At 62.2% G+C, this 21,401-nt stretch carries 18 protein-coding genes and 1 pseudogene; 9 read left to right on the top strand and 10 right to left on the bottom strand.

The features are described 5' to 3' along the window. Positions 1-301: 301 nt before the first annotated feature. The 7 genes from ABXR19_RS12650 to ABXR19_RS12620 all read right to left on the bottom strand — a co-directional run bounded on the left by ABXR19_RS12650 (position 302) and on the right by ABXR19_RS12620 (position 9,080). Positions 302-3,454, bottom strand: a complete 3,153-nt coding sequence (locus tag ABXR19_RS12650) for an efflux RND transporter permease subunit (protein ID WP_354601506.1) — start codon at positions 3,452-3,454, stop codon at positions 302-304. 178 nt (positions 3,455-3,632) lie between these two features. Beyond that, entirely contained in the window at positions 3,633-5,141 is a 1,509-nt protein-coding gene (locus ABXR19_RS12645; RefSeq protein WP_354601505.1) for an efflux RND transporter periplasmic adaptor subunit, read from the bottom strand. Further along, positions 5,138-6,403 carry a TolC family protein gene (locus tag ABXR19_RS12640; RefSeq protein ID WP_354601504.1) on the bottom strand — a complete coding sequence of 422 codons (1,266 nt, stop codon included), beginning with the start codon at positions 6,401-6,403 and terminating at the stop codon, positions 5,138-5,140. The genes ABXR19_RS12645 and ABXR19_RS12640 overlap by 4 nt, the downstream gene beginning before the upstream one ends. Next, complete coding sequence (locus tag ABXR19_RS12635) at positions 6,400-6,894, bottom strand: cupredoxin domain-containing protein (RefSeq protein ID WP_354601503.1); 495 nt, start codon at positions 6,892-6,894, stop codon at positions 6,400-6,402. Before ABXR19_RS12635 ends, ABXR19_RS12640 begins: the two co-directional genes overlap by 4 nt. 10 nt (positions 6,895-6,904) lie before the next feature. Beyond that, positions 6,905-7,237 carry a copper-binding protein gene (locus tag ABXR19_RS12630; RefSeq protein ID WP_354601502.1) on the bottom strand — a complete coding sequence of 111 codons (333 nt, stop codon included), beginning with the start codon at positions 7,235-7,237 and terminating at the stop codon, positions 6,905-6,907. Between the two features lie 74 nt (positions 7,238-7,311). Then, positions 7,312-7,680 (bottom strand): hypothetical protein, encoded by a 369-nt coding sequence (locus tag ABXR19_RS12625; RefSeq protein ID WP_354601501.1) that lies wholly within the window; start codon positions 7,678-7,680, stop codon positions 7,312-7,314. An 89-nt stretch (positions 7,681-7,769) separates the two neighbouring features. Then, positions 7,770-9,080, bottom strand: coding sequence for a putative acyl-CoA thioester hydrolase (locus ABXR19_RS12620; RefSeq protein ID WP_354601500.1), 1,311 nt, complete (start codon positions 9,078-9,080; stop codon positions 7,770-7,772). Positions 9,081-9,432: 352 nt separating this feature from the next. Between ABXR19_RS12620 and gatB the strand changes: the two genes are divergently transcribed. The 3 genes and pseudogenes from gatB to ABXR19_RS12605 all read left to right on the top strand — a co-directional run. Continuing rightward, positions 9,433-10,896: an Asp-tRNA(Asn)/Glu-tRNA(Gln) amidotransferase subunit GatB gene (gatB, locus tag ABXR19_RS12615; protein WP_354601499.1), complete on the top strand. Its 1,464-nt coding sequence runs from the start codon at positions 9,433-9,435 to the stop codon at positions 10,894-10,896. Between the two features lie 57 nt (positions 10,897-10,953). Then, entirely contained in the window at positions 10,954-11,253 is a 300-nt protein-coding gene (locus tag ABXR19_RS12610; RefSeq protein ID WP_354601498.1) for a hypothetical protein, read from the top strand. A gap of 18 nt (positions 11,254-11,271) precedes the next feature. Next, positions 11,272-12,033 (top strand): annotated as a pseudogene (locus tag ABXR19_RS12605) (YoaK family protein); the annotation flags it as partial. A 217-nt stretch (positions 12,034-12,250) separates the two neighbouring features. Here the strand turns inward: ABXR19_RS12605 and ABXR19_RS12600 are convergent. From ABXR19_RS12600 to groES, 3 genes are all read right to left on the bottom strand, one after another. Then, positions 12,251-12,850, bottom strand: a complete 600-nt coding sequence (locus tag ABXR19_RS12600; RefSeq protein ID WP_354601497.1) for a hypothetical protein — start codon at positions 12,848-12,850, stop codon at positions 12,251-12,253. Between the two features lie 225 nt (positions 12,851-13,075). Continuing rightward, the gene (gene groL / locus ABXR19_RS12595; RefSeq protein ID WP_354601496.1) at positions 13,076-14,719 is read right to left on the bottom strand and encodes a chaperonin GroEL; all 1,644 of its coding nucleotides are present in this window, start codon (positions 14,717-14,719) and stop codon (positions 13,076-13,078) included. A gap of 154 nt (positions 14,720-14,873) precedes the next feature. Further along, entirely contained in the window at positions 14,874-15,164 is a 291-nt protein-coding gene (groES, locus tag ABXR19_RS12590) for a co-chaperone GroES (protein WP_354601495.1), read from the bottom strand. Between the two features lie 306 nt (positions 15,165-15,470). On the opposite strand from groES, the gene ABXR19_RS12585 reads away from it, so the two are divergent. From ABXR19_RS12585 to ABXR19_RS12560, 6 genes are all read left to right on the top strand, one after another. Further along, positions 15,471-16,013, top strand: coding sequence for a hypothetical protein (locus tag ABXR19_RS12585; protein ID WP_354601494.1), 543 nt, complete (start codon positions 15,471-15,473; stop codon positions 16,011-16,013). Between the two features lie 154 nt (positions 16,014-16,167). Then, on the top strand, positions 16,168-16,998 hold the full coding sequence (locus tag ABXR19_RS12580; RefSeq protein WP_354601493.1) for a hypothetical protein: 831 nt from the start codon (positions 16,168-16,170) through the stop codon (positions 16,996-16,998). A 218-nt stretch (positions 16,999-17,216) separates the two neighbouring features. Beyond that, complete coding sequence (locus ABXR19_RS12575; protein ID WP_354601492.1) at positions 17,217-17,897, top strand: hypothetical protein; 681 nt, start codon at positions 17,217-17,219, stop codon at positions 17,895-17,897. Between the two features lie 30 nt (positions 17,898-17,927). Beyond that, complete coding sequence (locus ABXR19_RS12570; protein ID WP_354601491.1) at positions 17,928-19,604, top strand: OmpA family protein; 1,677 nt, start codon at positions 17,928-17,930, stop codon at positions 19,602-19,604. Positions 19,605-19,758: 154 nt separating this feature from the next. Next, the gene (locus ABXR19_RS12565; RefSeq protein ID WP_354601490.1) at positions 19,759-20,559 is read left to right on the top strand and encodes an ABC transporter permease; all 801 of its coding nucleotides are present in this window, start codon (positions 19,759-19,761) and stop codon (positions 20,557-20,559) included. Between the two features lie 8 nt (positions 20,560-20,567). After that, positions 20,568-21,398 (top strand): ABC transporter ATP-binding protein, encoded by an 831-nt coding sequence (locus ABXR19_RS12560; RefSeq protein ID WP_354601489.1) that lies wholly within the window; start codon positions 20,568-20,570, stop codon positions 21,396-21,398. The last annotated feature ends 3 nt before the right edge of the window (positions 21,399-21,401 follow it).

Below are 21,401 nucleotides of genomic sequence, written 5' to 3'. Positions count from 1 at the left end.
CGCCTCCTGCGAAGCTGAAGAGAAACGCATGCCGGCAGAGAGCCGGCAGCAAGTCGCCGCCGCCCCCTGCGTGATCGCCTACGAAGTGGAAGGCGTGCTCGATGATGGCGGCACGGTTGCAAGGGTCACGCCTGCATCCAAGGGGCGGCGCAATAGGCGCGCAGACTTTGCAGATACCTGCCTGAAGAGCCGCATGGGGCGGACATCTTCAGGCAGGTATCTCGCAGATGCAAGCGGGGTACGGCTCAGCGTAGGTTAGGTTCGGAGCGCTGCGACAACCCCCGTCACGCCTTGGCAAGGCTCATGATGGCTTGCTGCGCGAATCCACCCTGCTGACTCGTCTCCTGCGCATCAACAAATACGCCGCCGGCACCAGAAACATCGACAGCAGCGGCGCGGTGATCATGCCGCCGACCATCGGTGCGGCGATGCGCTGCATCACCTCCGAGCCGGTGCCGCCGCCCCACATGATGGGCAAGAGGCCGGCTAGGATCACCGCCACGGTCATGGCCTTGGGCCGCACGCGCAGCACCGCGCCTTCGCGGATTGCGTCGAGCAGGGCTTCGGTATCGCTCATGCCTTTGTCCAGACGTTCCTCCCAGGCGTGCTTCAAGTACAAAAGCATGATCACGCCGAACTCGGCCGACACGCCGGCCAGCGCGATGAAACCGACCGCCCCGGCCACCGACAGGTTGTAGCCGAGCAGCCACAGCAGCCAGATGCCGCCGACCAGCGCGAAGGGCAAGGTTGCCATGATCAACACGGCTTCATCGACGCGGCGGAAGCTGAGGTAAAGCAGCAGGAAAATGATCATCAGGGTGAAGGGCACGACGATCTTCATCTTGGCGGCCGCACGTTCCATGTACTCGAACTGGCCGGACCAGGCCAGCGAATAGCCGGCGGGCATCTTCACCTGCTCGCTGACGGCTTTCTGCATGTCATGCACCGTGCGCGCCAGATCGCGGCCACGGATATCGACATAGACCCAGCCGGAGAGGCGCGCGTTTTCGCTTTTCAACATGGGCGGGCCATCGCTGATGCGGATCTGGGCCACATCGCCGAGCGACAGGCGCTGGGCGCGCGGGCCGACGATGGGCAGCTCGCGCAGCTTCTGCAGCGAATCGCGCAGCTCGCGCGGGTAGCGCACATTGATCGGATAGCGGGCGAGGCCCTCGATGGTCTCGCCGACGTTCTCGCCGCCGATGGCTGCACTGACCACGCTTTGCACATCGGCGATGTTCATGCCGAAACGCGCGGCGGCGTCGCGGTCGATGTTCACGTCGATGTAGCGCCCGCCGGTGAGGCGCTCGGCCAGCGCCGAGCTGACGCCGGGGACGTCCTTGACCACGCGCTCGATCTGGGTGGTGAGGCGTTCGATCTCGGTGAGCGAGGCGCCGCCGACCTTGATGCCCACCGGGCTCTTGATGCCGGTGGCGAGCATGTCGATGCGGTTGCGGATCGGCGGCACCCAGATGTTGGCGAGGCCCGGCACCTTGACGATGCGGTCCAGCTCTTCGATCAGCTTCTCGCTCGTCATGCCCGGCCGCCATTCGCTCTTCGGTTTGAACTGGATGGTGGTTTCGAACATCTCGATCGGTGCCGGATCGGTGGCCGTTTCGGCGCGACCGGCCTTGCCGAAGACGCGCGCGACTTCGGGCACGCTCTTGATCAGGCGGTCGGTCTGCTGCAGCAATTCGCTGGCCTTGCCGGCGGAGAGCATGGGCAAAGCCGTCGGCATGTAGAGTAGATCGCCTTCGTCCATCGGCGGCATGAACTCGCCACCGATGTGCTGCAGCGGCCACAGACTCAGTACCAGGAGCACCAGCGCGGCGGCCAGCGTGGCTTTGGGCCAGGCCAGCACGCCGTTGAGCAGCGGGCGATAAATCGCAATGAGGGCGCGGTTGAGCGGATTCTTGTGCTCGTCCGGAATCTTGCCGCGAATCAGATAACCCATCAGCACCGGGATCAGCGTCACTGCCAGAGCGGCCGAGGCGGCCATGGCGTAGGTCTTGGTGAAGGCCAGCGGTGCGAACAGCCGGCCTTCCTGCGCCTCCAGCGTGAACACCGGGATGAAGGACAGGGTGATGATCAGCAGCGAGAAGAACAACGCCGGGCCGACTTCGGCGGCGGCGTCGCCGATGATCTGCCAGTGCGTCTCGCCGCGAGGCTCTTCACCCGGGTGCGCGTGTTTCCACTTTTCCAGATGCTTGTGGGCGTTCTCGATCATCACCACAGCGCCATCCACCATCGCCCCGATGGCAATCGCGATGCCGCCCAGCGACATGATGTTCGCATTGACGCCCTGATAGTGCATGACGATGAACGCCATCAGGATGCCCAGCGGCAGCGAGATGATCGCCACCAGCGACGAGCGCAGGTGAAACAGGAAGATGAAACACACCAGCGCCACGACGATGAATTCTTCCAGCAGTTTGTAACTGAGGTTATCCACCGCGCGCTCGATCAGATCGCCGCGATCATAGGTCGCCACGATCTCGACGCCTTCGGGCAGGCTGGGTTTAAGCGCTTCGAGCTTGGCCTTCACTGCGTTAATCGCTTCCAGCGCGTTCTTGCCTGATCGCAATACGACCACGCCGCCCGCCACTTCGCCCTCGCCATCCAGTTCGGCGATGCCGCGTCGCATCTCCGGCCCGATCTGCAGCGTAGCAACGTCCCCAAGGCGCACCGACACGCCGGAGGCTTCACTCATCAGCGGGATCTTGCGGAAATCGTCGAGCGTCTGCAGATAGCCCGAAGCGCGCACCATGTACTCGGCTTCACCCAGTTCCAGCACCGAGCCGCCGGTTTCCTGATTCGCCCGCATCAGCGCATCGATCACCATGGCATGACTCAGGCCGTAGGCGCGCAGCCGGTCCGGATTCAGCACCACCTGATACTGCTTGACCATGCCGCCGACCGAAGCGACCTCGGCCACGTTCGGCACGGTTTTCAACTCGTACTTGAGGAACCAGTCCTGCAGGCTGCGCAGCTGGGCGAGGTCGTGCTTGCCGCTCTTGTCGACCAGCGCATAGCTGTAGATCCAGCCCACGCCGGTGGCGTCCGGCCCCAGCGCGGTTTTGGCCGATGGCGGCAGGCGTGACTGCACCTGATTCAGGTATTCCAGCACGCGCGAACGCGCCCAGTACAGGTCGGTGCCATCTTCGAACAGCACATAGACGAAGGAATCACCGAAGAAGGAGAAGCCGCGTACCGTCTTCGCCCCTGGCACCGAGAGCATGGTGGTGGTGAGCGGATAGGTGACCTGATTCTCGACGATCTGCGGCGCCTGTCCCGGATAGCTGGTGCGGATGATCACCTGCACGTCGGACAGATCGGGCAGCGCATCCAGCGGCGTGCGCAACGCGGCGTAAACGCCCCATGCGCTCAGCATCAGCGTGGCGAGCAGAACGAGGAAGCGGTTGCTGATGGACCAGCGGATCAGTTTGGCGATCATGGCTGATCTCCAGCGCAGAACCCGTCATTCCCGCGACGGCGGGAATCCGGTGTCTGCAAGCCTTGCCGGTCAATCAAAGAAGCAAGCAAAAGCCGCTGGGTCCCCGCCCCCGATCGGGTCGAGGGCAGGCTCTGCGCGGGGACGATGCTGCTGGGTGCCGCGGTGTTGAAGGTTTCGCTCATTTCCCACCCCCAATCACCATCACATGCGTCAGCTGCGGCTCGCCGCTGGCGGGTGTGGTGAAAGCGATGTGCACTTTCTGGCCGGGCTTCAGATCCTTGGGCAGGCCGTCCTTGGGCAACTTGAAGCCCATGGTCATCGCGCCCCATTTCAGTTCGGGAATAGCCGGATGGGAGAGCATCGCCATGCCATCCACTTCGGATTCGAACACCGCTTCGACCTGATATTCCTTCGCCGTAATGGCCAGCGGCTCCGCGACACGCGTGCCGACTGAACGCAGGCTGGCTTCCGAATCGAGCAGGAACTGGCCGGAGACAACGACCTTCTGCCCGGCGGCGAGGCCATTCGTAATCTCGATCTGGCCATTGGCTTCCTGGCCGGTCTGCACATCGACCGGGCGGTACTTGCCTTCACCTTCGGCGAGCATCACCACGCTGCGCGTGCCGGTGCGGATCAGGGCTTCGGCCGGAATCACCAGAGCGGGCTTTGCTGCGCCGCCGAGTGAAATGCGTACGAACATGCCGGGCGACAAACGAGCGCCGGGATTGGCGAGCTCGATGCGCGCCTTGAGGGTGCGGGTGGTCGCTTCCACCTCGGGCAGAATGGCCTGCACCCGGCCCTTGAACACCTGCCCGGAGAAGCCCGCCAGCATTGCCTCTACAGGCATGCCTGTTGTCACCAGGGCGGCTGCGCTTTCCGGGATTTCGGCATTCACCCAGACGCTGTCCAGCGCGTTGATCTGGAACAGCGTGGCGCCGGCCATCACCGTCATGCCTTCGCGCGCGGCGAGTTCGATCACGCTGCCGGCGACCGGCGCGTGGATCGTGATGCGCGCCTGTGCCTTACCTTCACGTTCGACTTTGGCGATCAGCGCGTCGTCCATGCCAGCCTGACGCATGCGTTGGCGTGCGCCGTCGACCAATGCTGGCATGCCTTCGCCCTGCATTTTCTTCACCGCGAGGAATTCTTCCTGCGCAGCGATCCAGTCCGGCACATACAGCTCGGCGAGGGCTTGCCCCTTGCTGACGCGGTCCAGGGTGGCGCGCACGAAAAGTTTCTCGACGAAGCCGGTATTGCGCGCCTGTACCACGGCCAGCCCGCGTTCATTCCAGGCCACGCTGCCGCTGACTTCGATCTTCGGCGCGAGGCTGCCCTGCACGACTTCGACGGTACGCAGACCCAGGTTCTGCGTCTGGCGCGGGCTCACGCTGATGCCGCCAGCATCGGCAGCATCGGCAGCATCGGCAGCTTCGTCGGCGAAGACCGGCTGAAGCTGCATGTCCATAAAGGGCGATTTGCCGGGTGCATCAAACTTCTGGCCGGGCACCATCGGATCCTGCCAGTACAGCACCTTGCGGCCACTGGCGGGGTCGATCTTGTCACCGGCACCCGCAGCGACTTGCGGCGTGACGGAATGGCGGGTGCCGAGCTGATAGGCGCCGTAGCCGACCGCGCCGAAGGCGAGCAGGACGGCGAGGGTGAGGACTTTCTGCTGGGTACTGATCATGGTTGTGCTCCTAGCGCAGACGAGGATTGGTCCTCTTGCGGGTTCAGGAAATTGAGTTGCGCCCAGGTGCGGGCAGCTTCCAGCGCGATGCGCTGGCGTTCCATCTGGGCGTCGACGGCCATGCGCCGCGCTTCAAGCACGCGCGGCAGGCTGCCGGAGCCGGCGCGATAGGCGGTCAGTGCGGCCTCAGTTTGCTGGCGGCTCAGCGGAATCAGAACTTCGTCATAACGTTGGAGGCGTTCGCGGCTGTTCTGCAACACGGCAAGATTGCCGCGGAGCTCGCTCAAGTAGGCGCGCTGCATGTCGTCCTTGCGGGCGCGTGCTTCGTCCAGCTGAGCCAGTTTGGCGCCGAGTTCGCGATCCTGCCGGTTGGCGCGATCCCAAGGCAGGGGCATCGACACGTTCAACGAAACCATGTTGGCGTAGCTGGGCCCGCGGAAGCCATACATCAGCTCGACGGCTATGTCCGGCTTGCGATTTTCGCGTGCCACGCGGGCATCCGCTTCGGCGACGGCGACCATGCCTTGCTGGGTGGCCAAGGTCGGATGTTCGCCAGCGTCTTCGCTGAGGTTCTGCGGCTGCCAGTCCAGCGCAGCGATGGGAGGTGGCGCGTCCAGCGGCCGTTCGGCAGCGTCGCCGATCCAGCGCGCGAGCCGACTGCGGGCCATGGCGATGTCGCGCTGCATCTGAGCGAGTTGATCCTGTGCGCGTTCGATGCCCAGGCGGTTGGCAAACACATCGGCCTGCTCGCCGCGGCTGGCACGAAAGGCCGCTTCGGCGGCCTGCTGTTGCAGGCGCAGTTCGGCGACCTGTTGTTCCAGCAGGCTGCGCATGCTCTCCTGATAGGCCACGTCCAGCCAGGCCAGGGTCGCGTCGCGACGCGTGTCGGCGAGGATCTGGCGTTGGCTGATCCGCGCCAGATCGCCTTCACGGCTGGCTTTGTCGGCACGCGCCTGGCGCTTGTCGCCGCGTGTGAATTCCTGCATCAGGCCGACCTGGCGCATGGTCATGCCTTCCTGCACCAGACTCCAGGCCATCTCGCCGGCGACCGGCACGTTATTGACGCCCAGCTTCAACACCGGGTCGGGCAATTGTCCGGCCGCTACCGCCATTTCACGCGCAGCGGCTTCCTGCGCGCGGCTGGCAGCGATCTGCGGTGCATGGTTTTCGGCGAGACGCCGGGCTTCGTTCAGCGAGAGTGGCTCGGCTGCCAGCAGGGGGCTGGCGAGTAGCACGGCCAGCCATAGAAAGTGTCGTGTCATGGTTTCACCTCGATTGTGCCGCGCATGCCGGCCTGGAAATGCCCATTGATCAGGCAGGCAAAGGCGAACTGGCCGGCGCGATTGAAGCGCCACACCAGCGCACGCGATTGCCCGGCCGGGACGTGGGCCATGTGGGCTTCGGCATGTTCCATGGTGGGGAAGCGCTTCATCATTTCGGCATGCTCGGCCAGTGCGGCGGGCGTGCCGATGACCAGTTCGTGCAGCTGTGCGCCTGCGTTGGTGATGATCAGGCGCACGGTCTCACCGCGTTTGACACTGAACGTGTCGGGGCTGAAGCGCATGTCATCGCCCATGCTGATGCGGATTTCACGCCGCACCGCCTTGGCTTGCCCGGCAATGCCCCAAGGAGTCTGCTCGGCATGCATGGCGGACGGCCTGGCGGCAAGGCGGTCTTCGTGCGCGAAGGCCGGCAGTGTCAGGCCGCTGAGGGCGAGACACAGCCAGACCATCCGCAATGGTCTGTGGATCATGATGGGCTCCTCAGCGCTGAATCAGCGTGACGGTCAGCACACCGCCGGGCTCTTCGGCACGGAAGCGCACCGGATCACCTGCCTTCAGATTCTTGGGCAGTTCGATGCCCGCCTTGATCGCGAACACCATGGTCATGGGCGACATGCCGAGGTTCTTCAGTTCGCCATGCTTGAGGGTGATTTTGCGGGTCTTGAGATCGATAGCACGCACTTCGCCGCTGCTTAGTTCAGTACTGACGGCAGCTGTGGCGGGCATGTCGTGCCCCGTATGCTGAGCTTGGGCGGGAAGGGCGAAGACGGCAAAGCCGAGTGCGGTGGACGCAATGAGGGTGCGGATTTTCATGGCAATTTCCTGATCAATGAATACGACAGACAACTGGCAGCGTAGAAAACCTGCCAGAAATACGTAGCTTGGGTTCAGGAAATGGCGCGCGGGGGGCGCTCCAGACCGTCCGGGATGAAGCCGCTAGGTTTGCGGGAAAGCAGGGAGAGGTAGGTGTTGTCGCCGGACTGGTTGAGCGGCGCAGGTGAAAGGCTGGCGTTCAGGATCGCGCCAGTGCAGCAACTGCTGCAGACCTTCAGCTTGACGGAGTTGTGACTGTCTTGCGTGGATTTCTCAGGTGCTGAGTGATCCACAGACTGGGCCATGCCGCTATGGCAATCCGTCATCTGCGCTGGCCCGGAGTGCTCGGCCACACTCATGGTCATGACGGCCGCCGACACGCCCTGTAGCGGGACGGTCAGCATGATCAGACAGATGAGGAGGAGGCGGAAGCGACGGGCCATATCGGCAGTTTAGTACGGATACCGGAATTTTGGTTCCCGGCAAAAGGGATTGGCCGCAGCCAATCCCTTTGTGTGGCACCAACGCCGGACTATTTGACCGCTGTCGCGGGGCCTGCGCCCGGACCGAAATTATTGAACTCCCACAGGCGGTTGAAGCCCGCGTCATCCAGATCGCGCGCCGGATTGGCGTTGCCGCTGTGCATGCGGGTGGTGGTGGCGGCGCGATCCCAAGGTGTGTTGATGCTGAAGCTGGCATCAATGTAGCTGTCGCGGATCACCAGCTGGCCATTCGGCGTGCTGCCCATCAGGTAGCCGGTGCCGCTGGCACCCTGATCCCAGGATCGGCCGAGGAAACTCGTACCCAGCGCCTGATGCGCGGCATCCCCCGTGAAACGACTGTTAACTACGAGGAAGCCGAGCGCGGAGTCGGCCAGCGTATCCGGCGCGAAGACGATGGCCGGCCGATTCTGGCGGCTGGCGACGATGTGGAACTGGCAGTTGTCGAACACGGCATGCGCCCGGCCGAAGACAAAATCGGTGTCGCCCTCGATGTAGCTGTCCTTGACGTAAACGCGAGCGATGCGGTCGGTGGGATAAGTGCCGAGCTTGTTCGGAATCGTCGGTGCTTCGCCGACATTGGCCAGAAAAGTGTCCTGGCGGCCGATCAGGCGCACGTTTTCCAGCTGGGTTTTGTCACCATCGGTGCGCAGCGCTACGGCCTGATGCGTGCCGCCATCCACACTGTCGAGCAAGGTGTTGGTGATCGTCAGATTGGCGATCTGGAAACCGGGCGATTGCGCCCACACCACGGCCGAGCAAGGTGTGTCGATCTTCTTGCCGCCTGGCAGGTCGGCGCAGGCCTTGAACATTTCCCAAGCCGGATCACCTTCCTTGAACTGGCCGGCCGGATTGACGGTTTGCGCATACACGGCGGGCAGCACGATGGCGTCCAGGGTGAGTTCCAGCTTCACGTCAGCAGGCTTGCTGCCGGCCCCTATCAGGGTGATGGGCGGGGCGCTGATCGGCACGTAAACGGCGCCAGTGTAGGTGCCGGGCAGGATTTTGATGAACTGACGCACCGCCTTGCCTTTGTGGATTGCCGCATTGACGGCTTCCTGCACGCTGGCGTGGCTGCCACCCTTGCCGACGACGAAGTCCGGCGTGCTGTCGAGGTAGATCGCTACCGGTAGCCATGGATCAGGTGTGGGCGAGGCGAGCAGGCCATTGGCTGCGAAGTAACGTTCCATCGTGAACTGGCTGGCTTCCTCGGCAGAAAGCACCGGGCGGCTGGCGCTGCCGGGGGCGATTTGGGGGGAAAGGGGTTTCTGACTCATCAGGCTGCATCCGCTCAGGGCCAGCATCAATAGCGATGCGGCCGTGTTTGCTACAAGAGAATTCATGGATTTGCTCCTCCCGGGAAGGGCATGCGTGCCGGCTCTTGGCGTGGCACCGGTCTCAACCCTAACATTGCCGCCATCTCGTCTCAAGCCTCGAAGTGCAAGGATTTGATACGGTTTGCGCTGGCTCAGAAGCTTGGGTCGCGGCGCGCAGCATGGCATGCCGGAGAACCGCGCGCCATAAGCATCTTCGAGCATGTTCTGTGCCCGGGCAGGTCAGGCAAGCTTGTACGGGCAGCCTGCCCTGAGCGACCGTCGGCACGCGCCTCTGCGGACAGCTTCACAATCAGAATCGATGCAGCCGGTGGCTTGCGTTAAAATCAGCAGTTCGCCAAACCTGTTCTGAAAGCCTGTCATGCGTAGCGATTGGGAAGTTGTCATCGGCCTGGAAACCCACGCCCAGCTCAACACCGCCTCCAAGATTTTCTCCGGCGCCAGCACCGCCTTTGGTGCCGAGCCGAATGTGCAGGCCTGTGCCGTGGATATCGCCCTGCCCGGCGTGCTGCCGGTGCTGAACAAGGGCGCGGTCGAGCGCGCCATCAAGTTCGGTCTGGCCATCGGCGCCGAAGTGGCCGAGCGTTCCGTGTTCGCACGCAAGAATTACTTCTATCCCGACCTGCCCAAGGGCTACCAGATCAGCCAGTTCGAGCTGCCCGTAGTCGTCGGCGGCGAAATCCCGATTCAGGTCGGCGAAGGCGACAAGGCTTACACCAAGATCGTGCACCTGACCCGCGCCCACCTCGAAGAAGATGCCGGCAAGAGCCTGCACGAAGACTTCCACGGCCAGAGCGGCATCGACCTGAACCGGGCTGGCACGCCGCTGCTGGAGATCGTGACCGAGCCGGACATGAATTCCAGCGCCGAAGCCGTGGCCTACGCCAAGGCGCTGCACGCGCTGGTGCAATGGATCGACATCTGCGACGGCAACATGCAGGAAGGCTCTTTCCGCTGCGACGCCAACGTCTCCGTGCGCAAACCCGGCCAGCCGCTGGGCACGCGGCGCGAGGTCAAGAACCTGAACAGTTTCCGCTTCCTGCAGCAGGCCATCGATTACGAAATCAACTGGCAGATCGAGACCCTGGAAGATGGCGGCACGATCCAGCAGGCCACCGTGCTCTTCGATCCAGATACGGGCGAAACCCGCGTGATGCGCACCAAGGAAGACGCGCACGACTACCGCTATTTCCCCGACCCCGACCTGCTGCCGCTGGTGATCAGCGAGGAGTGGAAGGCGCAAGTTCAGGCGACGATGCCGGAACTGCCAGGTCAGCTGGCCGCGCGTTTTGAGGGCGAATACGGCCTGTCGGCCTACGATGCCGCCGGCCTCACCGCAGACCGCGACACCGCGATGTACTTCCTGAATGCCGTGAACGCCGCCGGTGGCGCGCACATCGCCCAGGTGCCCAAACTCACCGCCAACTGGGTGATGGGTGAACTCGCCGCGCGCCTCAACAAGCAGGAACAAGGCATCGCCGCCAGCCCGGTCGACGCCTCGCAGCTCGCCGGCCTTGTCGTGCGTATCGCCGACAACACCATCTCCAACAACATCGCCAAGAAAGTTTTCGAAGCGCTGTGGAATGGCGAAGGCACGACGGCCGATGAAATCATCGACAAGCAAGGCCTCAAGCAAGTCACCGACGCCTCAGCCATCGAACCGATCATCGACGAAGTGCTGGCGGCCAATGCGCAGAACGTCGCCGAATACCGCGCCGGCAAGGAAAAAGCCTTCAACGCGCTGGTCGGTCAGGTCATGAAAGCCAGCAAAGGCAAGGCTTCGCCCGCGCAGGTGAATGAATTGTTGAAGAAGAAGCTGGGCTGAATGGCACTTCGGGCGAGCGGTTTGATGTACGGCAGAACGAGCGGTGGATTCGCCGTCGTGCGCGCCAGCCTGTTCGCGGGACTGCTGCTGCTCGCTCCGTTTGTCCATGCGGCAGAGATCACGCCGCCCGCCAGTAGTTATGGTTTTGACTGGCTGAAGCCGAACAGCACCCGCTGTGCAGTTTTGCAGCCAAAACTGAGTTCGCGATTCAAATCCTGCCAGCGTGAAGAGAATCCCTTCGGTCTGACCATGAAAGCCTGGGTCTGTCGCGTCAACGACCGAAGCGAGTACTTCTTCTTTGCCACCTGGGCGCAGTGTCAGGAAGCGTTTGAAACCATGCAGGCAAACGCACCCTAGAGGACGATTCCCCGCACCATGCCGTTCCAGTATGTTAGACGCCTGACCGGGCGCAGCCGCAGCGCAGAATCCAATCTGCATCTGGGCTTCGTGTTGGCTTTCGTGGCGGGTGCGACCAACGCGGGGGGCTTTCTGGCGGTGCAGCAGTACACCTCGCACATGACCGGCATCGTCTCGGCGATGGCCGACAATCTGGCGCTGAGCCATCTCGGTCTGGTGCTCGATGGTTTGGGGGCGCTGTTGTCTTTCCTGTTCGGCGCGGCGGCTTCGGCAGTGATGATCAATTACGCACGGCGCGAACGCATGCACAGCGAGTTTGCCCTGCCCTTGCTGCTGGAGGCCGCCCTGCTGCTGTGCTTCGGCCTGCTCGGCGGGCAGATGGCGAAGATCGAAGGCCTCTTCGTGCCGCTCACCGTGATGCTGTTGTGCTTCATCATGGGCCTGCAGAACGCGCTGGTCACCAAGCTCTCAGGAGCCGAGATCCGCGCCACCCACCTCACCGGCATGATCACCGACATCGGCATCGAGCTGGGCAAGCTCTTCTACTGGAACCGCATTCACCTGAAACAGCCCGATGTGCTGGCGAATCGGCGACACCTGCGCATCCTGGTATTTCAGGTCAGCTGTTTCTTCGGCGGCGGCCTGATCGGCGCGCTGGGCTTCAAGCACCTGGGCTATTTCTCGACCGTGTGGCTGGCAATGTTACTGATCGTGCTGGCAGCCTTGCCGGTCGTTGATGATCTGCGCGTGTTCGGCCGGCGTTTCCGGCGCAAGGAATTCTGAAAAAAGCAGGAAAGCGTGATTGCGAGGCCCTGCTCGAAGAGGCGCGCTGCACCTTGCTCTCACGGCATGCATCGCGGAGAAGCCCGCCCATAGCGGGTTTCCGGGTCGGTGATTCGTCGGGCAGGTTCGGAGCGCAGCGACAGCCTCCATGGGCAATCGATAGATCGTGGTGGAGCCACCCGGATTTTGCACACCTTATGTGTGTCACTGCTTGCTAAGAAGGACACGCCCATATTTTTTCACCTGGCCCAGCACCCCCGGGGAACTGCCAGCCCATATGAGTTACGGAATCAATAACGGCGCAAGCAAGCTCCGTAACGTGACGTTGAACTTGATCCAGAAATGCCATGTCAATTGGCGTTTCGAATATTTCATTGTCTTTGTTGATAAAAAGCGGCAATGATTTGCCGTCTTCATCTGGTGCCCGCCAAGACCCATGGCATAATACATTGCGAATCTTCGTCGCAGATTTAATGTCATCCACGAGTTCATCAACGTTTTTAATTGTCGCATTTTGGCTTGAACGAACAGCTTTCCCGTATGACTCTGCCAGACTCCAAAGTTGATCAGTAAGCGCTCTTTGTAGCTGTGGCAACCACGCCTCGTAAGCAGCGTCGATTTCTTGGGCGCTGTAGTTGCGAGTCGCCGTGAATGCAAAGATTGCCTTTCCTAGGATCTCTTCAAGGAAGCCGAAGGTCGCAACAGTTCTTCCTAGTTGCTCCCAAAACTTCGCTGAATGACGATGAGTTGGAAACTGTACTGGAAGCCCGTTCCTATCAATGATCGTTCGTCTTATTTTCGGAGCATCTTTCATCGTTATTTCTCCCTATAACAGCCGCTGCGAGTCAAATCAGGCACTACGGTAGCCCATAAAACAAAAACCCCGCCGAAGCGGGGTTTCTGCTTTTGTAGTGCTGTGCGCTTGGGGCGCGATTTTGCAAGCAGGGCGCGTCAGCTCAAGGCGCCCAGCGCGCAGACAGTACGTGAGTACGGCAAGCGCTGGGCAACGCAGAGATGGCGCGTTCTGCGCAGCAAAAAATTACATGCCCATACCGCCCATACCGCCCATACCACCCATATCCGGCATACCGCCAGCAGCCTTGTCGTCAGCCAGTTCAGCCACCATGCAGTCGGTGGTGAGCATCAGCGAAGCGACGGAAGCGGCGTTCTGCAGTGCGGTGCGGGTGACCTTGGTCGGATCCAGCACGCCCATTTCAACCATGTCGCCGTAGGTGCCGTTGGCAGCGTTGTAACCGAAGTTACCCTTGCCTTCGAGAACCTTGGCCACGACCACTGAAGGCTCGTCACCGGCGTTCTGGACGATCTGACGCAGCGGCTCTTCGATGGCGCGCAGCACAATCTTGATGCCGGCGTCTTGATCCGGATTGTCACCCTTAACCGAGCTGATCATGGAACGGGCACGCAACAGGGCGACGCCGCCGCCAGCCACGATGCCTTCTTCCACAGCAGCGCGGGTAGCGTGCAGTGCGTCTTCAACGCGAGCCTTCTTTTCCTTCATTTCCATCTCGGTGGCTGCGCCAACCTTGATCACGGCAACACCGCCGGCCAGCTTGGCCTTGCGCTCTTGCAGCTTCTCGCGGTCGTAGTCGGAGGTGGAGGCCTCGGACAGTGCTTCGATCTGGGCAACACGTGCCTGGATTGCATCGGCAGCGCCGTTGCCGTCGATGATGATGGTGGTTTCTTTTTCGACTTCGATACGCTTGGCTTGGCCCAGATCAGCCAGGGTGGCTTTCTCGAGGGACAGGCCGACTTCTTCAGCGATCACTTGGCCGCCGGTCAGGATGGCCAAGTCTTCCAGCATCGCCTTGCGACGATCGCCGAAGCCCGGAGCCTTGACGGCAACAGTCTTCAGGATGCCACGGATGTTGTTCACGACCAGGGTTGCGAGGGCTTCGCCATCGACATCTTCAGCCACGATCAGCAGCGGACGGCCGGACTTGGCAACTTGTTCCAGGATCGGCAGCAGATCGCGGATGTTGGAGATCTTCTTGTCGTAAAGCAGAACAAACGGGTTATCCAGCGCAGCGATCTGACGATCCTGATTGTTGATGAAGTACGGGCTCAGATAGCCACGGTCGAACTGCATGCCTTCGACGACATCCAACTCGTTGTCGAGGGACTTGCCATCTTCAACGGTGATCACGCCAGCCTTGCCGACTTTTTCCATCGCGGTAGCGATGATTTCGCCCACGGAAGCGTCGCTGTTGGCCGAAATGGAGCCGACTTGAGCGATTTCCTTGGTGGTCGAACAGGGCTTGGACACATTCTTCAGCTCTTCGATCAGGGCTGCAACAGCCTTGTCGATGCCGCGCTTCAGGTCCATCGGGTTCATGCCAGCGGCCACGAACTTCATGCCTTCGCGCACGATGGCTTGTGCCAGCACGGTCGCGGTGGTGGTGCCGTCACCGGCCACGTCGGAGGTCTTGGAAGCAACTTCCTTGACCATCTGCGCGCCCATGTTCTCGAACTTGTCTTTCAGTTCGATTTCCTTGGCGACAGAGACGCCGTCCTTGGTCACGGTCGGGGCGCCATAGCTGCGCTCCAGCACGACATTGCGACCCTTCGGGCCCAGCGTCACCTTGACGGCGTTAGCCAGGATATTGACGCCAGCGACCATGCGCTCACGTGCGGAATCACCAAACTTGACTTCTTTAGCTGCCATTTCTTACTCCGAAATAATTTGAAATTCGTTGGGGGATAAAACCGGAGGATGCGCGTCGCGACCGGGGCGCGATGAAGGCGAGGCGCGGAGACGTACGCAAGTACGTTGAGCACCGGAACCTTCAGCCCGGCCCGCGCTTAGCGCAGGACCGGTTTTACTTTTCGAGAACGCCCATCAGGTCATCTTCACGCATCACCAGCAGCTCTTCACCATCGACCTTGACGGTCTGGCCGGAGTACTTGCCGAACAGCACGCGGTCACCAGCTTTGACGTCGAGCGGACGCACGCTGCCGTTTTCCAGGATCTTGCCATTGCCCACGGCAATGACTTCGCCTTGATCGGGCTTCTCAACTGCAGAACCAGCCAGAACGATGCCGGAGGCCGTTTTTTCTTCGGCTTCAATACGTTTGATGACCACGCGGTCGTGCAAGGGACGAATCTTCATATTCACTCCTGTTAAGGGATTGATTGATAAATCTTTGGGTGCAATACACCCGGGGGAAATCGGGGAGGGTCGGCCGTTTGAAACCGGCGACTGTTAGCACTCTCCCCTGACGAGTGCTAATGATAGGGGCGGGATGGGTGGATTTCAAGGGCGACAGCCGCACAAAAGTCGAAAAAGCCCGCCACAGAGGGCTTTCATCGGCTGAACCGGCAGACTGTCGGGTTGGCCGTTGTGCGCCCGGCTGGTTTTACGGCAGCATGTCGCGCCGCCTTATGCGGCCCCGAAAACCCAAAAAAGGATCGCGCCGTGAAAAAAGCATTGATCGCCATCTGCGTACTGAGCGCCGCCTGCGCACTGGCGGGCTGCAAGAACCGTGAAGAACAACTCGAAGCCGAGCGCAGCAAGGGCGCGGCGATGGTTGAAGACAAGGCGGCCATGGTCAAGGGCGTCGGTCAGGCCCTGCAGAACGATGGCAAGAAAGCCGCCGCCGAGATCACCACCGGTGTAGGCAAGGTGTTTGGCGGCGTGGCCGAAGGCGTGGATCGCGCCTATGAAGCCAAGATCGTCATGGATGCCTCGGCCAGCGCCCGCAAACTCGCCAGCGAACGTGCCGTGCGGCTCGGCGCCGATGGCGAGAAGAAGGACGGCGTGAAGGTCTATGTGCTGTCTGGCGAAGCTTTCAAAGGCAAGTTGCAGTTGCGTGCTCAGGATGGCAAGGGTGTCGAGGTCGGTCGCAGCGACAAGGTTGAAAGCACGCTGGATGCGGATGATGCCACCTACGTTGAATTCCGCTTCGACAGCGCCACGCCGATGAGCCGTGTCGAGAAATACGTGCTGCACGCACTCTGAAAGCTACTCGCCCGCAAAGCCGCCTGCAGAAACGCGCTGCAGGCATGCTACCGGGAGAAGCTTGTCTGATGGGCCTGTCCACAAGCACTGCCCGTAGAGCAATGCTGCGCGGGGCTCTTCGGGCACGTGAATACAAACGCTTCGTCGCAATGCCATGAAACGCTGGGCTCTGATCGCGCTGGCCATCTTCGCCAGCTGGCTGCTGGATCGTGCCGGCTGGCTCAAAGCCATCTTGTGGGGCGGGCTGTGGCTGCTGCTGGTCTTGCTGGTGCTGGCGCTCTGTGGCTTCCTGCTTGATTGCGTGATCCACAGCCAGCGGCCCGCCAATGCGCCACGTCGCCCTGGCCTGTTCCGGATCGTACGGGAGAGCCTTCAGGAAGTTCGTGAAGGGCAGGCGCGGGAAGCTTGGCAACAGGAGCAAGCCGCCGCCCTCGCAAGCACAGAACGCGCAGCGCAGACCGGCGAGCTGGCGGCGCTCGAAGCGCTCACCGCGCAAGGTCTGGGCGATGCCTGGATGCTGCTGGCGGAACTTCAGGCCGACCCCGCCTCGCCCCAGCATGACGACACGGCCGCCACCGCCAGCTACCTGCGCGCGGCCGAAACCCGCAACTGGGTCAACGACCGCGCCAGCCACGCATATTCAATGTGGGAGGCGCGCACGTTTCTGGGCCTGGGCGCCACGCCGGATTACGCCGCCCTGATCCGGCGTTGGGAATCCCATTACGTGCCCGGCGATGGTCACGAAGTGGAGCTGGCCTGGTTGTATGCCAATGGACATGGTGTGGCCGCCAATGCAGAACGGGCCTGGCACTGGCTGGCCCTGCATCAGGCGCGCTGGGGCGAGCGCGACGCGCCGCAGCTGCCGGAAGGTGATGCTGCCAGTCTGCGCGCGGCACTTTGCCCGCGCGTCAGCCAACGCGTAAGGGCTCGTCTGGAAAAAGAAGCGCATGCATACGCGCATGCGGAGTTCGTAGCCTCGCGCTGAAAGTATCCTGCCTGAAGAGCCGCGCGCACCCTGCCTCTACAGCATGGCATGCCGAAGAAGTCCGCGGAAAGCGGCTCTTCAAGCATGCCCCGCCAGCTGGACGGTCGGGCCGGGCTCTGGGCATGCGGCGCGCATTGATGCACACTTGCGCCTTGTGCCTTTACTTTGCGTTTATGGCACACAACACTATTTCGTCGGGGGATGGAATGAGCGGATTCATGAGGGCCTTGGAAAAGGTCGGACTGGTGGAGCGGGAAGGCTCCGATGAGGTGCCTGACGCGATTGCGGACAGCAGCGATGTGGATGCCCTGATCGCCCGCGAACTGGCTGCTGCGCCAGTCGCCCCGCGCGTTACCGAGCTGGTGCTGGAGATGCCAGCCGCGCCGGGTGAAGCCATCAGCGCTCGCAGTTTCGAAAGCATTTTTGCCGAAGCCGCGATTCCGGCCTCGCCCTATCCGGCTGAAAAGATGCTGCGTCTGCTTGATGGCCTGAAGGCCATGGATGTAGCCTCACGCAAGATGGCGGTACAGGCGATGGATGCGGCTGACGAAGCGTGGACGGTGGATGACGCCGTGCTGGATGCGCAGCGCAAGATGCAGGCACTGAGTGCCGAAAAAACCCGCGTTGCCACACAGGCGCAACAGATTGTGAGCCAGAATCAGCAACTGGCACAGGCGCGCGACGAACTGCAACGCAGCAAAGTCGAAGCCCTGCGCATCGAGATTGCCGAGCTGGAACGCGCGATGGCCACCGAGATCGAGCAGGCCGGCGCCGACAAGGCCAACTGTCAGGCGGCTGGTGAAAACGCCCGGTTGGCGGCGCAGCGCGAAGAGACAAGGCTGGACGCGGAAATCCAGCGTCTGGGCAGCCTGCCCGGCCTGTTCGGCAGCAAGAATTGAATCCCGATTACTGAGCGAAGGAGTACTGAAATGGCACGTTTGACTCCCATGGCCAAAGGCCTGGTGGCCTTGATCATCCTCGGCGGCGCAGGCGCGCTGGCCTGGAATTTCGGCTTGAAGGAAGTGGTGTCCGGCCTGCAATCGGGCACGCAACAGCAGGCCACGACTGGCCAGCCGGGCGAAGCCGGCAAGAAGCCCAGCGCCGCACCGCCCAAAGCGGTGTCCGGCCCACTCGGCTCCAGCGGCAATCCGCTGCGTGTGTCCATCGTCAGCTTCCACGGTTACGCGCCGGCGCTGGTCGCCAATGGCAACTCGCTGACCACGCAAGCCGGTTCGATCTATGCGAACAAGGGCGTGAATGTGGAATTCGTGATTCAGGACGATATTCCGACCCTGTCGACGATCTTCGAATCGAACACGGCACAGTGCGCCTGGCGCACCTCGGATTTCTGGGCGCAGGAACAACCCAATCTGCGTAACGCAGGCGGTGATGGCCGCGCCATCATTGTGGTGGACAACACCCAGGGCGGCGACGCAATCATCACGCGCGATCCATCGGTGCAACGCGTCGAAGATCTGGCTGGCAAGTCCATCGCCCTGCTGCAATACACGCCTTCGCATGGCATGACCATCGATGCGCTCGAAAGCTCCAGCCTGTCGGCACGCAAGCGTGAGACAGTGAAATACGTCTATATCAACGCCGAGGAAGGCACGGCGGGCGTGCGCGCTGCGCTGGAAAGCGGCAGCGTGGAGGCCGCTGCGCTGTGGGACCCGGATCTGGCGCTGGCCCTGAAGAACGTTAAGGGCGCGCGCGTGGTGTATTCCACCAAGACCGCGACCAACCTGATCTATGACGTGATGGTGTGCAACAAGAAGGCGCTCGACAATCCGGCCAACACCCAGGCCTTTCAGGCCTTCGTCGGCGGCTGGCTCGATGGCGTGAAGGAATCGCGTGCCAATCCGGACAAGGCCGTCGCCGCGCTGGAGAATACGGAAGAGTTCTTCAAGCTGCTGGTCAAGGATCAGGGGCGCGACTTCGTCAAAAGCCTGTTCAGCAACGTGGTGTGGACCGGTCTCGATGACAACGCCCGCATCCTCGGTCTGGCAGGCGGCACCAATCACTATGAGCGCGTGTATCGCCGCTTCGACGGCATTTACCGCGCTGCCGGTGCGCTGGCCAATCCGAATTCGCCGGTGATCGCGCCGCAGGACTCCTTCGACTACCGCTTCATCAAGACGCTGCTGGAAGGCAACCAGTCCGCCAAGACGGCCGCCGCCAAGCCGGAATTCACCTTCTCGCAGCAAGGCCAGGACAAGGCCGCCCAGCAGACCGCCATCGTCACCAAGCCGGTGATGGTCAGCTTTACGAGTGGCTCGGCCGATCTGAACAAGCGCGCTCAGCAGGTGATCGACAAGGAAATGGCGCCCTTCATCGAAAACAACGGTTCGGCCTATTTCGAAGTCTCCGGCAATACGGATTCAGTCGGTTCGCGTGACGCCAATCTGCGCCTGTCGCTGCAGCGTGCGCAGGCCGTGGTGGATTATCTGGTGAAGGAATGGGACTTCGACCGCGCGCGTTTCAAGGTCATCGGCTCCGGCCCGGATCGTCCGCTGTGCAATGAAGCCAATCCGGGCGCCGAAGGTCTGGATCTGGAAGCCTGCCGCGCCAGTAACCGCAGCACGCGCGTTGCCTTGCTGACCCGCTAACACACCAGCCCCTCCCTTGCAGGGCGCGCAATCCATTGCACTGGATTGCCGCGATGCGGGCGGCAAGCGTGCTTGCCGAAACCCCCGCCTCGCCCCCAAATGGGAGAGGCTAGCTTCGAGAAGTCGCGCTGCGACTTTTACGTTAAGGATGCTCATGTCCATCTGGAATCCGGCTCAACCGATCTCGCACCGCAATCGCAGCCTGCTGGGGGCGGGGGCGGTGATCGCGGTCTTGTTGCTGTGGTCGCTGCTCAGCGGCCTCGAACTGGTGGCGCCGAACAAGCTGCCGGCGCCCTGGAAAGTCGCGAATGCGTTCGCCTATCTGGCCTGGGATGCCGAGAACGGCCGCAGCCTGCTGCTCACCGCCACGCTGTGGTCGCTGGGCCGCGTGGTCGCCGCTGGCCTGCTGGTGATCTGTATCGGCATTCCGCTGGGCGTGCTGATGGGTGCCTCGCCTTACATCAACGCCACGCTGTCACCGCTGGTCGATCCCTTCCGCTCGGCGCCTGTCGTCGCGCTGCTGCCGATCATGGTGATGTGGTTCGGCATTGGCGAAGGCATGAAGATCGCCTTCCTGTTCCTCGGCGCGGTGGTGTATCTGATCCCGATGGTGCGCGATGCGATGCAGGCCGTACCGCAGACCTACTGGATCGCCACGCGCGATCTGGGCGGCACGGATTGGGAATGTATCCGCAAGGCGGTGCTGCCGATGGCCATGCCGCGCATCGCGGACGCCATCACGGTGGCCGTCTCGGTGATGTGGACCTACATCACCGTGGCCGAATACGTGAATGCGCGTGAAGGCCTCGGCCAGTTGATCCAGAATGCACGCCGCTTCTCGGCGATGGACCAGGTCTTCGCCGGCATCATCGTCATCGTCGCGCTGGCGCTATTCACCTATCAGGGCATGCGCTGGATCCGTGCCCGTGCCTACTCCTGGGAGAGTGGCCAATGAGCGAGCCCATGAACGCCCCTGCCAATGTTTCCATCGACCTGCGCAATATCTGCCAGGAATATCCGGGTGAAGCCGGCCAGCCGTCGCTGCGCGTGCTGGACAACATCAATCTGTGCATCGACAAGCCCTCCATCACCATGCTGCTGGGCCCGTCCGGCTGCGGCAAATCCACCCTGCTGCGCATGATGGGCAGCGTGCGCCCGCTCGGCGTACCGACGCCCAGCAGCGGCGAAGTGCTGATCAATGGCGTGCCCTGCGATGGCCCGCACGATGACGCGGTGATGGTCTTCCAGCGCTACGCCAACCGCCCCGATCTTTCGGTGTGGGACAACGTCGCCTTTCCCTTCGCGCTCAAGCTGTGGCGCGAGCGCTTCAAGCGCAGCGAGTGGGAGGCGATGGTCGAAGAGGCGCTGGCCGCCGTGGGCCTGGCCGACAAGAAGAAAATGCTGCCCGCCCAGCTTTCCGGCGGACAGAATCAGCGTGTGGCCCTGGCGCGTGCGCTGGTGCTTCGCCCCAAGATCCTGCTGATGGACGAGCCTTTCGGTGCACTCGATGCGCAGACCCGCACCGAAACCCAGATCCTGCTCAGCGAACTGCACCGTCAGCATCCCTGTGCCGTAGTCTTCGTGACCCACGACGTAAGCGAAGCCTTGCTGCTGGGCGACCGGGTGGTGGTGCTGTCTTCGCAGCCTGCGCGCATCGCCGATGATTTCGAAATCAGCGAGCCGCGTCCGCGTTCAACAGCCTGGCGCCGATCCACCGAGGCGGTACGCCTGGAAGAACGCATCCTGGACAAGCTGCATGGCAGTGCGCAGGGTCAAGTGCGGGTCACGGTATAAAAA

It is taken from the genome of Uliginosibacterium flavum, assembly GCF_040566545.1.
Lineage (GTDB): Bacteria > Pseudomonadota > Gammaproteobacteria > Burkholderiales > Rhodocyclaceae > Uliginosibacterium > Uliginosibacterium flavum.
The sequence above is the reverse complement of the archived record's forward strand: the minus strand, read 5'-3'. Positions and strand labels throughout refer to the sequence as shown.